Here is a 12,276-nt window from a genome sequence, read left to right on the forward strand (position 1 = left end):
ACAAAATTCGGTGATTGAATATATACCGCAAAATTTTTGAGATAAATTCCAAAAAAAATTAACAATCAATCATCGCACATCAATTATCAATTATCATTAATACAAAAAAGCACCGGAAAAAACCGATGCTTTTGAATATTTTAAAGAAAACTTCTTATGAATTTTTCAAGGCTTCTGCACCTGAAACGATCTCGAGGATTTCGTTGGTGATGGCTGCCTGTCTTGCTTTGTTGTAGAAAATAACAAGGTCATTTTTCAGTTCCTGTGCGTTGTCGGTTGCCTTGTGCATTGCCGTCATTCTCGCACCGTGCTCTGATGCTACAGAATCTAAAACTGCTTTGAACATTTGAGTTTTAATTGATTTAGGAATCAGATTATCCAAAATCTCAGCTCTGTTCGGTTCAAAGATATAATCTGTTTCTGCAGGAGCTTCTTCGTTTTCCGGCATTGAGATCGGTAACAGTTTTTCTGTAGTTACTTCCTGAGTGGCAGCGTTTACAAATTTATTGTAGATCACATACACTTCGTCAAAAGTACCTTCTCTGAAGCTTTTCATTACACCTTCAGTTACGTTGGCAACAGAATCAAAATTCAGATTATCAAAAACAGCACTGTCGTTTGAATATACTTTACGGCTTCTTCTTACGGCATCGAAAGCTTTTTTACCAATAGTAAGCACCTCAATTTCGTGGTGAGCATTATTCTGAAACTGAATATTCAGTTCCTTTACAATAGATGAGTTGAAAGCACCTGCCAAACCTCTGTTTGAAGTAACAGCGATGTAAAGCACTTTTTTCACTTCTCTTTTCTGAGCGTAAACAGAAACCTGATCAGGATCAGAGCTTGCATTCACATTCTGAATAATCTCCTGAAGTTTTTCAGAATACGGTCTCAGCATTACAATTGCGTCCTGTGCTTTCTTCAGTTTCGCTGCCGAAACCATTTTCATTGCACGGGTAATCTGCATTGTAGATGAGATTGACGTAATTCTGCCTCGTATTTCTTTTAAGTTTGCCATTCTACGGATTCAAGATTTAATATTCCTGATTCAAAGTTTAAATTTGAATCAGGAATTTTGAATTGATTTTAGTTATATTTTGAAGCTAAATCATTAGCTGCCTGCTTAAGAACTCCTGTGATATCGTTGTCGATTTTCCCAGCTTTCAGAGCAGCCATTGTTTCAGGGTGCTTAGATCTTAGGAAAGCGATATATTCTACCTGGAATTCTTTAACTTTCTTAATAGGAACGTTTCTCATTAAGTTCTCAGTACCTGCGTAAATCATTGCAACCTGACTGTCTACAGGAAGCGGAGAGTTTACCGGCTGCTTCAACAATTCCACGTTTCTTTCTCCTTTAGAGATTACCGCTAATGTAGAAGCATCAAGGTCTGAACCGAATTTAGCAAACGCTTCAAGTTCTTTATACTGAGCCTGGTCTAATTTAAGAGTACCAGACACTTTTTTCATTGATTTGATCTGAGCATTACCTCCTACTCTAGATACAGAGATACCTACGTTGATCGCAGGACGAACCCCTGAGTTGAACAGGTCAGACTCTAAGAAGATCTGTCCGTCTGTAATTGAGATTACGTTGGTTGGGATATATGCAGAAACGTCACCCGCCTGAGTTTCGATAATCGGAAGTGCAGTTAATGAACCACCACCTTTTACGATTGGCTTCAATGACTCTGGTAAGTCATTCATCTGGCTTGCAATAGTATCGTCAGCGATTACTTTTGCAGCTCTTTCCAATAACCTTGAGTGAAGATAGAAAACGTCTCCAGGATAAGCTTCACGGCCCGGTGGTCTTCTCAAAAGTAGAGAAAGCTCACGGTATGCAACAGCCTGTTTAGATAAATCATCATAAATGATCAAAGCAGGTCTACCGGTGTCTCTGAAGAACTCACCAATAGAAGCACCAGCCATAGCAGAATAAACCTGCATTGGAACCGGATCTGAAGCGTTAGCTGCAACAATTACTGTATAAGCCAAAGCTCCTTTATCAGATAAAGTTTTTACAATCTGAGCTACTGTAGAAGCTTTCTGCCCGATGGCAACATATATACAATATACAGGATTTCCTGCATCAAAAAATTCTCTCTGGTTGATGATTGTATCAATAGCAACAGTAGTTTTACCTGTCTGTCTGTCACCAATGATTAATTCTCTCTGACCTCTTCCTACAGGGATCATCGAGTCAATTGCAACGATACCTGTCTGCAGAGGCTCAGTTACCGGCTGTCTGTAAATAACACCAGGAGCTTTTCTTTCCAAAGGCATTTCGTACAATTCACCTGTGATAGGACCTTTACCGTCGATCGGGTTACCAAGAGTATCAACTACTCTACCCAACATACCTTCTCCTACTTTGATAGAAGAGATTCTGTTTGTTCTTCTTACGGTGTCTCCTTCTTTTACCAATTTACTTTCACCTAAAAGGGCAACACCTACGTTGTCTTCTTCTAAGTTTAGTACAATACCTTCTACATCGCTAGCAAATTTTACCAACTCTCCGTATTGTACATTTTCTAACCCGTAAACACGGGCAATACCATCACCGATGGTAAGAACTGTACCTACTTCCTCAACGTTTGATTGAGTATCGAAGTTGGCCAATTGCTGTTTTAAGATCGCAGATACTTCTGCTGGATTTATTTCTGCCATTGTATGGTTGTTTTTTCTTTTTTAAAATATTTAGTATGAATGCCTTACTATGCTTTTTTCAAAATTTTGATTATATCTTTTAACATAATCTTTAATTCTGTCAGGATTGAATTTACAATTTTCAATTACACCCATTTCAATTAGTTGTAAGATAATAGCCTTTCTTGAATATTCATTTCTGGTTGTAGAAATTTCTTCAGAATCTGCAAAACTTACTTTTTCATAAGATCCGTCAACTCCTAATTTACTATCTACAATTATAACATCTATATAAAAAACTGGTTTACCATCAAGAGTGAAAAAACTATTTCTAACACTTACTTTTGACTTATAACTTAAGCATTCTTTATCGTCAACGTAAACCTTATCATCTTTAAGCTTAATCTTTTGTCCAAAAGCCAAACAAGAAACGATAAGCATGGAACTCAATAAAATTTTCTTCATCTTAATGTGTTTTAATTTAAATGAAAATCTTTCTTGATATTATTAAGTTTAGATTTCACAGAGGCATCTACCTGCTGATCTCCCACTCTCAAAATGTAACCTCCCAAAATTTCCGGCTTTACAATTACATTGATATCGAAATTTGAGTTTGGTTTTACCAGATTTGATGATTTCAAAATCTCATTCAGATTATCATTGGAAAGCTGAGTGGCCGTTGTAAGAGTAACTCTCTGTACACCGTTGATGTCTTCCACTTTATTGATAAATTCCTGAGCGATATGTTTCAAATGATTTTCACGACCGTGTTTGATCACCAAAGTAATTAAATTCTGGGAAACCGGTGACAAACCTTTAAAAATCTCTTTAGCAACCTCTACTTTCTTTTTTGCATCGATGTAAGGTGTTTTGAAAAATTTGTTTAAATCGTCAGATTCAGACATCAGTTTCTTCACATCTTTCATTTCAGAAAATACAGTAGCCGTCTGCCCCGATTCATTGGTGAACTCGAGCAATCCCTGTGCGTATCTTTTAGCTACTTTAGATGTAAGCATTCTTAGTTAAGGTTTGATTTGTTTAAATAATTTTGAACAAGTTCGTTTTGCGCTTCGCTGTTATCCAGTTTTTGCTTAAGGATAGATTCTGCAATGTTTACAGACAAAGTACCGATTTGAGATTTGATATCTGCCATAGCAGCATTTTTCTCAGAAGTAATAGTCTGTTTCGCAGCTTCGATCATTTTTTCACCTTCAGCTTTAGCGATATCTTTAGCTTCAGCAACGATTCTTTCTTTGATTTCTCTTGCTTCTTTTAAGATACCGTCTCTTTCGATTTTAGCCTCACGAAGAATTCTTTCGTTGTCAGCTTTAAGATCTTCCATTTCCTTTTTCGCAAGTTTAGCCTGATTCAATGCATCAACAATAGATGTTTCTCTGTCGTTTACTGCATTTACAATTGGTTTCCAAGCGAATTTCCCAAGGAGAAATAAAAGGATCACAAAAGTAAGCGTCATCCAAAACAAAAGGCCAATTCCAGGTTCTATAATTCCCATATCTGTAAGTTCTTTTTAAAATGTTATTTTATGGATCATTTTTTTAAAAATTCTCAGCAGCTGCCAACCGCATTACTGCTGAGAATATTTTTTTGAGGATAGATTACTTGATGAAAGCACCAAAGATAATCGCGATAAGACCAGCACCTTCGATAAGACCAGCAGCAATAAGCATTGCTCCCTGAATTTTACCTGCTTGCTCTGGCTGTCTTGCGATAGCATCCATAGCGTGACCACCGATTTTACCGATACCTAGACCTACGCCTAATACTGCTAAACCGATACCTACGTAAATTAATCCTGCTCCAGTTGATAAATCCATAATAAATAAATTATATTAGTTAAAATTATTTTAAATTCTTTTTAATTAGTGAGCGTGCTCTTCGTGGTGATCCTGAACTGCGATACCGATAAACAATGCCGATAATACAGTAAAGATGTAAGCCTGTAAAGCTGCTACCAATAATTCAAGTACCGATACAAACAATGCCAATGGTACAGATGCAAATCCTAATAAAGGAGATTTGAAAATGAAGATCAAAGAGATGATCGCCAAAATCATAATGTGACCAGCCGTTACGTTGGCAAAAAGTCGCATCATCAATGCAAAAGGCTTTGTAAAGATCCCGATGATTTCAATAGGAACCATGATCGGGTATAATAATAAAGGTACCGGCGGCATAAAGATGTGTTTCCAGTAATCTTTATTGGCACTGAACAATGTGATTAATAAAGTAATGATTGCCAATACTGCTGTAATTGCGATATTTCCTGTAAGGTTAGCTCCGAACGGAAAGAAAGGAATCAGTCCGAAAAGGTTATTGAACCAGATAAAGAAAAATGCAGTCAGTAAATAAGGCATATATCTCTTATACTTCACAGACCCGATGTTTGGAATAGCTACTTCATCTCTGATGAATACGATAACCGGCTCCAAAAGTCTCCCCGCTCCTTTCGGTAACTGAGATTTTTTATAGTTTCTTGCCATTCCGATGAAAATTACAGCCATAAAAATAACTGAAAGAAGCATCGCTGCAGTATTTTTAGTGATAGAAAGATCAAAGTAAGAATCAGCTGCAGATTGTTTTCCTGAGATCATTCCGAAAAGTCTTGCTTCCTGAATTCCTTTTGTAGAAACTACTTTACCGTGTTGTAAAGTATAACCATCGTGCTCATGACCGTGTGCAATGTCACTGGAAAGGAAAGTATGCCATCCTGCGTTGTCCTTAATAATAACAGGAAGAGGAACAGAAACGTGATGCTCTACACCGTTATCATCTTTAGTAGTCCATAAATGCCATTCGTTTGAATCACCGATGTGCTCCATGATCATTTCTGTAGCATTGAAGCCTTTTTCGCCCTCTTTGTGCTCTACTTTTTCAGCAGATTTTTCACCTTCAGATTCGTGCTGTGCAGAAGCAAAACTACCGACCAGTACAAATAAAAATGCGAAAAATAATGAAGAAATCTTTCTGTTCATATCTCTTTTTTAATCGTGTGCAAATATATCGAATTTATTACAGTCTGCAAATATTAAAAATTGATTTTTATCATCAAAAAAATCACGATTTGTTAATCAGTTTTATCACGCTCAAATATATAAGAAAAGACGATATTATAAAACATACCACAAGAAAGAGAAAATTCCCTTTTGATTTCTCCATCAATACTAAAGAAATCGCAAGCCAAACCACATCTTTACCTATATTTAACACCAAAAATTTCATCGCCGAATTCTCTTTTCCGTACATATATTTTTTAAAAATAATGTAGACAGCAGAATTAAAAATCAGTATTAAAAGAATTACAATAAAACAATCGAAAAAATACATTTTGCAAAAATAAAATTATAATTGAAAAACAGCGACATAAGGATGTTTTAAATTCTTAAAAAAAAGCTTATTTTTGCAAACCTTATATATTATTTTTTATGTTTAATAGTTTACAGGATAAATTAGATAAAGCACTGCACAATATTTCCGGAAGAGGAAAAATCACCGAGATTAACGTTGCAGAAACAGTAAAAGAAATCAGAAGAGCGTTGGTGGATGCCGACGTTAACTATAAAGTTGCTAAAGACCTTACCAAAAGAGTTCAGGACAAAGCTTTGGGACAAAACGTTTTGACATCGCTTACTCCGGGACAGCTGATGACCAAAATCGTTCACGACGAATTGGTAGATTTGATGGGAGGATCTCAGGAAGGCATCAACCTTTCAGGGAAACCGTCTGTAATTCTTATCGCCGGTCTTCAGGGTTCAGGTAAAACTACTTTCTCAGGAAAGCTTGCCAATTATTTAAAAACAAAAAGAAGCAAAAAACCTTTATTGGTTGCGTGTGACGTTTACCGTCCTGCTGCAATCGACCAGCTGAAAGTTCTGGGCGGACAGATCGGAGTTCCTGTTTTCACGGAAGAAGGTTCTGTTGATCCTGTTTTTATTGCCAACAATGCAATTGCATTTGCCAAAGCGAACGGACACGATATTGTAATCGTCGATACTGCCGGTCGTTTAGCAATTGACGAGCAGATGATGAACGAGATAAAATCTGTACATCAAAATATCAAGCCTAACGAAACGCTATTCGTGGTTGACTCGATGACAGGTCAGGATGCTGTTAATACTGCAAAAGCATTTAACGATACATTAAATTTTGACGGGGTTGTTTTAACGAAATTAGACGGTGATACGCGTGGTGGAGCTGCCTTGACGATCCGTTCGGTTGTTGAAAAGCCAATCAAATTTATATCTACCGGAGAAAAAATGGAAGCCTTGGATCTTTTCTACCCTGAAAGGATGGCCGACAGAATTTTAGGAATGGGAGACGTTGTTTCCCTTGTAGAAAGAGCTCAGGAGCAGTTTGACGAAGAGGAAGCGAAAAAACTTCACAAGAAAATTGCTAAAAATGAGTTTGGTTTTGATGATTTCTTAAAGCAGATTAACCAGATCAAAAAAATGGGTAACATGAAAGACTTAATGGGAATGATCCCGGGGGTTGGAAAAGCCATTAAAGATGTTGAGATCAGCGATGATGCATTTAAACATATCGAAGCGATTATTCATTCTATGACGCCGGATGAAAGAAGAAGACCTTCAATTATCAATACTCAGAGAAAAAACAGAATTGCCAAAGGTGCAGGAAGAAAAATCGAAGACATCAACGCTCTGATGAAACAGTTTGACCAGATGGGAAAAATGATGAAAATGATGCAGGGGCCACAGGGAAAACAAATGATGCAGATGATGAGCAAAATGCCGAATATGCCGGGAATGGGCGGAATGTTCGGGAAATAGGTTGGCTTATGGCTTATGGCTTATGGCTTATGGCTTAAAAATACAAACTCTCAGATTTTTTCTGAGAGTTTTTTTTGTTTAAATTTAAAAGACAAATCATCTTTATTATTGTTTATTTTTAATGAAGAAATTTTTCAAAATTTTAAAGAATGAAAGTCAGAGAAGAAAAGTTGGAAGCCATCATTGAATGGGCAAAAAAGAATGAAGATGTGCGTGCGCTGCTTCTCACAAGTTCGCTCGCAAATCCTTGGGCACCCGTTGATGACTTCAGCGATTTGGATATTGAACTTGTTTTCGATAATAATTCAAAATACATCTTAGAAAAAGATTGGGTTATGAACTTCGGAAATCCGATTGCAATAATTGAAGAAGATGAAACCTTTTTCGAAGGGATACATGCAATGAAGATGGTGTTGTTTGAAGATGGAGTAAAGATAGATTTTAAACTTTACAACAAATCAAATTTTCTGAGAGAAACTAAACACGAAAGATTACCGGAAGATTGGGATATTGGCTACAGAATTCTGATGGATAAAGATGGTATTATAAAGCAAATGCAACAGCCGACCTATCAGGTTTCTCTCATCAGAAGACCTTTTGAAAAAGATTTTCTAAAAATAATAAATGATTTCTGGTGGGACACGACTTATGTGGCAAAATGCCTTGCGAGAAACGAAATATTTTATGCAAAATACATGTCGGAAACTGTGATCCGCACAGAATATCTGGTTTCGCTGATAGAATGGTATATTGCAGCTGATCACGATTGGAATATCACCACAAACAAACACGGAAGACTTTTCAAAAAGTATCTGAATCAGGAAATTTGGAATAAAATAGAACTAACATTTTCTGGCAGTAATATTGAAGATAATTGGAACGCATTGTTTGCAATGGCTGATTTGGTTTCAGAAACCGGAAACAATTTGGCTGAAAAATCAGGATACATTTACCCAAAGAAACTGGAGGATGATATTTTAAAGTACCTGAACAGTTTAAGATTCAAATGAATAAAATTTTATCCTGTGCACCGAAAAATTTTAATACATGATTTGTGCGTGATTTATAATCTGTAATTTAGTTAAAAGTTTCGGCATTGACTTAAAGACGATCTCTGCAAACATAAAATCATCAATATGAAAAAACTGCTTTTACTTTTAATAATCCTGACATTCAATTTTTCAGCGCAAGCTGAATGTAGCTTTTCAGGTATTAATGTTTGGCCGACTCAACAAAACATTGCACCCAATTCAATTTTTATCATAGAAGGATATGCGGAGTCTCAAGAATTGATCTTACAGCTTAATAAGAAGAATAAAATTTATTTAAATGGAAATTCAGAAAGAGTTCCCATAAAGGTTTTGCGAATTTTAAAAGGTCAGTATGGGCTTACACAGGCAATTTTACAGCCGGAAAGAGAACTACAAACCGGAAAAACGTATGAGCTTCAAATTGACGGTCTTGGAGAGTTTGAGAAACAGGACTATACAGTTGCAAAATGGACAGTCAGTTCAAAAAAAGATCTCGACAAACCTGTTTGGGACTGTTTACCGTCTTACAAAAACAGAACTTTCAGAGCGTTGGGATGTGGCCCAGAAAGGTTCATAAACTTTTGTGGCATATTGAAAGACAACTCCCCCACTTTAATTTACGCCAAAGTTTTCAACAGAAAAAACAAAACACAGTCTGACTATTTTTTAACAGTTGAAGGTCAAAATATTTCAATTGGACATGATATGTGCAGCGGAGCATTCGCTTTTCATGAAGACACTGAGTACGAAGTTCAGTTTGGTTTGATGGATGCCAGTGGGAATGAAAATATGGAATTAACTGAACCAGTTAAATTTACAGGTCCGACAGAAAAAGATGAATCTGACAGTGAACCCGTCTGCAACTGCACTACAAAGTCAGCAGTAAGTGCAAAAGCAGACAGCAAATCAAACCTTTTAATTTACTCAATTTTGGGAGGAGTGATAGCTGCTATTGGTATAATAATATATCTGAAACAAAAAAGGGCTGTCAGCTAAAAAGGGTTTTCAGAGTCAGAGCTGACTTACTTATATTAATACAGAAATGAATTGCTCATGAAAACCAAATCACAAAACTTTAATTACAGCGATTTTGAAGCAGTAAAAAATATTGCGCTCACTTTCCCGGGAACTGAAGAAAGCACGTCGCACGAGGGCACGCCTTCAGTAAAAGTACGTGGTAAACTGATGTGCAGACTTCACGACAGCGGAGAATTTATTCCGATACGGCTTGATTTTGAATTCAGAGACAGGTATTTGGAAACCTATCCTGAAATTTTTCATGTACCTGATCATTTTAAAAATTACCCTTACATCTGTATGTGGATTAGTAATCACAATCAAAAATTAATCACTGAAGTTCTTGAACTGAGCTGGAGAGGTCTTGCCACTAAAAGACAAATAAAGGAATATGATGAAAATAAATTGGCAAATGGATCGTAAAGTGACCAAACATTATCCAAACTTATATTTACTAATTTTATCTCAATGCTTTTCAGTGAAAATCATTGTTAGTCAGAATTTTTAAAAAATCTGTCATTAAGTTCAGAACAAACAAATCCTGAGAAAAAAATCTCAGGATCAATTTAATAAAGATATTTAATGGCTATTTATCTGTTTTCTCAGCTTTTGATTTAATGAAATAAGAAAACCCTACATTGACGCCAAAGTTGTTTGTTGATGTTTTGTATTCAACATTTGAGTAGGTGTCTTTAGTGTAAAACTGATCAAATCCAAGACCTAAATTCAGCCCTAAAGATTGTGTTGCCATGTAAGTAACTCCACCTTTCACCTTCCAAGCCAGACCATCTGTAACTGTTTCAGTTTCAAATAAAAGTAAGGGATCAATTGATGAACTATCAAAATCATATTTTAATTTATTGGTCGAGTAACCAATACCGGCACCTAAAAAAGGGATAAACTTACTGCCTGTTTTGAAATAATAGGTTGCTGTAGGCATCACAGAAAATGAAGAGACGGTGGTTTTATTTGAATTCTCTTTTGTTGAAATACTGTTAAAACCCAAATCGATACCGACTGCCAAGCCATCAGTAACAAAATACCCAACCGACGGCGTTACTGAAAATGAACTTGTTTTAACTTCACCATATTTAACTCCCTGTACCTTTGTAAAAGAATTGGTATTGTTGAAACCCAAACCAGTATTTCCACTGATCACCCAGTCTCCTTTTGTCATTTGTGCATCAGCAAATCCTAGAATAAGCATTGCGCTTACTGTTAATAATTTTTTCATAGTTTATTGATTTAAAACAGCGAAAGTAAAAAAAAATCCTGAGAAAAAATCTCAGGATCTATAATTTATAAAAGGTTTGCTAATTAGTTAGCTTTACCGAATACATATTTAACACCGATTGTTACAGCAGTTAAATCTAAACCGAAGTTATAGTTGTTTGTAGCAACACCACCTTTTGGTTTGATATTGCTGTATCCAAACTCACCGATTGTAGCTTCGATAGTCCAGTTTTTGTTTAAGAAATAATCTAAGCCTGGCTTAATGTTTACACCGATACCTGTAGCTTTGCCTTCAGAAGAAGTAGAAACAGTAGTTACTGTGCTTGCAGTAGTAGTAACAGTAGTAGTTTCATCTTCAGCTTTTGCAAAAGCCATCGGTACAGCTAACTGACCGAAGAAATATAATTTGTCAGATAAAGTCCAGTATTTTCTTGCGAAAGGCTCGATAACGAAAGCAGGAGTTCTTACTTCGTTAGTTGTAACAATAGTTGCAGGACCAAAAGTTGCAGTAGAAATGTTAGTATCCTTAGTTGTAACAAAACCAGCACCTAAACCTACAGCAAAGTTATCAGCAACAAAGAAGCCAGCTGTTGGAAGCACGTTGAAAGACTCAAATTTATCGTTTCCGTTGTTTTCTTCTGTTTGAGAATAACCAACTGAACCTGATAAATATACCGTTCCTTTAGCGATTGGAGCAGGAGTTGTCTGAGCGTTTCCTAAACCGAAAAGTGCGATTGCACTAGCCATTAATAATTTTTTCATTTTGAATAATTTTATACTTTCTTGGTGCAAATGTATAGTGACAATTTTCAAAATTAAAATTTGTTAATATGATTGATATCACCCGTTAACATTGAGTTTTTATAACAAAAATTCGCACCGCGAGGAGATAAGTTTAATATCGGCAAGTATATCAAAAAAAAATTCCGATTTTGCAACCGGAAAAAAAATATTGTTGATTTTTTATCAATTTACTTTAGGAAGAAATTTACACCAAGATTAATGGCTCCGAAATTAGAGTCTATTCTTCTGTCTCTTCTCTCCCAGTCTCCCCTTTCGCTTCCAATATTCTGGTATCCCAAATACAGTTCTGCTTTAGGAAGCTGGAAACCTACTTTAGGATAAACATACAGACCGCTGTTGATACCATCTTTTGTTGAAATAGCACCACCCAGATCCAATCCCACAAAAAGCGGAAGTCCGTTGAATCTGTATTTTCCTGAGGCTGCCAACGGAATAAATCCGAAATCATCCCATCTGTCTTTCCCGAAAAAATGAGAATATCCTGAAGCAATACCTACATCCAGACCTTTCATAACGGTCCACATATAAGCCGCATCAACTCCCAGTGTAAAAGCTGCAACTTCAGAAGCGTCCCCTACCGGAGCACCGATGTGACCTCCAAGTTTAAAACCTGCCTGAGCGTTTGCAAAATTTCCAAATAAGGCAAAAGCACCTAATAGAATTAACTTTTTCATTTTTCTTTAGTTTAAATTATTTAATAATGCCTACCACACAGCAAATCCGATGCCGCACAAAAAAAGCAG

The 12,276-nt window shown here is 36.3% G+C and carries 14 protein-coding genes; 4 read left to right on the forward strand and 10 right to left on the reverse strand.

The genetic code is table 11. The features are described from left to right. Positions 1-154: 154 nt before the first annotated feature. The 7 genes from atpG to atpB form a co-directional block, all read right to left on the reverse strand. A complete protein-coding gene (gene atpG, locus ASG21_RS12535; protein WP_056080530.1) occupies positions 155-1,018 on the reverse strand; it encodes an ATP synthase F1 subunit gamma in 864 nt (287 codons plus the stop codon). A gap of 68 nt (positions 1,019-1,086) precedes the next feature. Continuing rightward, complete coding sequence (atpA, locus tag ASG21_RS12540; protein ID WP_056080534.1) at positions 1,087-2,664, reverse strand: F0F1 ATP synthase subunit alpha; 1,578 nt, start codon at positions 2,662-2,664, stop codon at positions 1,087-1,089. A 30-nt stretch (positions 2,665-2,694) separates the two neighbouring features. Then, entirely contained in the window at positions 2,695-3,108 is a 414-nt protein-coding gene (locus ASG21_RS12545) for a hypothetical protein (protein WP_056080537.1), read from the reverse strand. An 11-nt stretch (positions 3,109-3,119) separates the two neighbouring features. Continuing rightward, complete coding sequence (gene atpH / locus ASG21_RS12550) at positions 3,120-3,659, reverse strand: ATP synthase F1 subunit delta (protein WP_056080539.1); 540 nt, start codon at positions 3,657-3,659, stop codon at positions 3,120-3,122. A gap of 2 nt (positions 3,660-3,661) precedes the next feature. Further along, positions 3,662-4,156 (reverse strand): F0F1 ATP synthase subunit B, encoded by a 495-nt coding sequence (locus ASG21_RS12555; RefSeq protein WP_056080542.1) that lies wholly within the window; start codon positions 4,154-4,156, stop codon positions 3,662-3,664. A 103-nt stretch (positions 4,157-4,259) separates the two neighbouring features. Beyond that, a complete protein-coding gene (locus tag ASG21_RS12560) occupies positions 4,260-4,478 on the reverse strand; it encodes an ATP synthase F0 subunit C (protein ID WP_007844726.1) in 219 nt (72 codons plus the stop codon). Positions 4,479-4,523: 45 nt separating this feature from the next. Beyond that, positions 4,524-5,636, reverse strand: a complete 1,113-nt coding sequence (gene atpB / locus ASG21_RS12565; RefSeq protein WP_056080546.1) for a F0F1 ATP synthase subunit A — start codon at positions 5,634-5,636, stop codon at positions 4,524-4,526. Between the two features lie 450 nt (positions 5,637-6,086). Between atpB and ffh the strand changes: the two genes are divergently transcribed. From ffh to ASG21_RS12590, 4 genes are all read left to right on the forward strand, one after another. Next, complete coding sequence (gene ffh / locus ASG21_RS12575) at positions 6,087-7,448, forward strand: signal recognition particle protein (RefSeq protein WP_056080553.1); 1,362 nt, start codon at positions 6,087-6,089, stop codon at positions 7,446-7,448. Positions 7,449-7,597: 149 nt separating this feature from the next. Continuing rightward, positions 7,598-8,458, forward strand: coding sequence for an AadS family aminoglycoside 6-adenylyltransferase (locus ASG21_RS12580; RefSeq protein ID WP_056080556.1), 861 nt, complete (start codon positions 7,598-7,600; stop codon positions 8,456-8,458). A gap of 126 nt (positions 8,459-8,584) precedes the next feature. Further along, the gene (locus ASG21_RS12585) at positions 8,585-9,475 is read left to right on the forward strand and encodes a hypothetical protein (RefSeq protein ID WP_056080561.1); all 891 of its coding nucleotides are present in this window, start codon (positions 8,585-8,587) and stop codon (positions 9,473-9,475) included. Between the two features lie 57 nt (positions 9,476-9,532). After that, positions 9,533-9,919, forward strand: a complete 387-nt coding sequence (locus tag ASG21_RS12590; protein WP_056080565.1) for an MmcQ/YjbR family DNA-binding protein — start codon at positions 9,533-9,535, stop codon at positions 9,917-9,919. A gap of 163 nt (positions 9,920-10,082) precedes the next feature. On the opposite strand, the gene ASG21_RS12595 is transcribed toward ASG21_RS12590, so the two are convergent. From ASG21_RS12595 to ASG21_RS12605, 3 genes are all read right to left on the reverse strand, one after another. Continuing rightward, entirely contained in the window at positions 10,083-10,730 is a 648-nt protein-coding gene (locus tag ASG21_RS12595) for an OmpW family outer membrane protein (protein ID WP_056080567.1), read from the reverse strand. Positions 10,731-10,813: 83 nt separating this feature from the next. Further along, positions 10,814-11,491 (reverse strand): outer membrane beta-barrel protein, encoded by a 678-nt coding sequence (locus ASG21_RS12600; protein ID WP_056080570.1) that lies wholly within the window; start codon positions 11,489-11,491, stop codon positions 10,814-10,816. 209 nt (positions 11,492-11,700) lie between these two features. Further along, the gene (locus tag ASG21_RS12605; RefSeq protein WP_056080573.1) at positions 11,701-12,207 is read right to left on the reverse strand and encodes a hypothetical protein; all 507 of its coding nucleotides are present in this window, start codon (positions 12,205-12,207) and stop codon (positions 11,701-11,703) included. Positions 12,208-12,276 lie beyond the last annotated feature (69 nt).

The sequence above is a fragment of the Chryseobacterium sp. Leaf394 genome (assembly GCF_001424105.1).
In the GTDB taxonomy this organism is placed as follows: domain Bacteria; phylum Bacteroidota; class Bacteroidia; order Flavobacteriales; family Weeksellaceae; genus Chryseobacterium.

Excerpts from the sequence above, each read along its gene's own strand:
- atpG (WP_056080530.1), bottom strand. The coding sequence starts at position 1,018 with ATGGCAAACTTAAAAGAAATACGAGGCAGAATTACGTCAATCTCATCT.
- atpA (WP_056080534.1), bottom strand. The coding sequence starts at position 2,664 with ATGGCAGAAATAAATCCAGCAGAAGTATCTGCGATCTTAAAACAGCAA.
- ASG21_RS12545 (WP_056080537.1), bottom strand. The coding sequence starts at position 3,108 with ATGAAGAAAATTTTATTGAGTTCCATGCTTATCGTTTCTTGTTTGGCT.
- atpH (WP_056080539.1), bottom strand. The coding sequence starts at position 3,659 with ATGCTTACATCTAAAGTAGCTAAAAGATACGCACAGGGATTGCTCGAG.
- ASG21_RS12555 (WP_056080542.1), bottom strand. The coding sequence starts at position 4,156 with ATGGGAATTATAGAACCTGGAATTGGCCTTTTGTTTTGGATGACGCTT.
- ASG21_RS12560 (WP_007844726.1), bottom strand. The coding sequence starts at position 4,478 with ATGGATTTATCAACTGGAGCAGGATTAATTTACGTAGGTATCGGTTTA.
- atpB (WP_056080546.1), bottom strand. The coding sequence starts at position 5,636 with ATGAACAGAAAGATTTCTTCATTATTTTTCGCATTTTTATTTGTACTG.
- ffh (WP_056080553.1), top strand. The coding sequence starts at position 6,087 with ATGTTTAATAGTTTACAGGATAAATTAGATAAAGCACTGCACAATATT.
- ASG21_RS12580 (WP_056080556.1), top strand. The coding sequence starts at position 7,598 with ATGAAAGTCAGAGAAGAAAAGTTGGAAGCCATCATTGAATGGGCAAAA.
- ASG21_RS12585 (WP_056080561.1), top strand. The coding sequence starts at position 8,585 with ATGAAAAAACTGCTTTTACTTTTAATAATCCTGACATTCAATTTTTCA.
- ASG21_RS12590 (WP_056080565.1), top strand. The coding sequence starts at position 9,533 with ATGAAAACCAAATCACAAAACTTTAATTACAGCGATTTTGAAGCAGTA.
- ASG21_RS12595 (WP_056080567.1), bottom strand. The coding sequence starts at position 10,730 with ATGAAAAAATTATTAACAGTAAGCGCAATGCTTATTCTAGGATTTGCT.
- ASG21_RS12600 (WP_056080570.1), bottom strand. The coding sequence starts at position 11,491 with ATGAAAAAATTATTAATGGCTAGTGCAATCGCACTTTTCGGTTTAGGA.
- ASG21_RS12605 (WP_056080573.1), bottom strand. The coding sequence starts at position 12,207 with ATGAAAAAGTTAATTCTATTAGGTGCTTTTGCCTTATTTGGAAATTTT.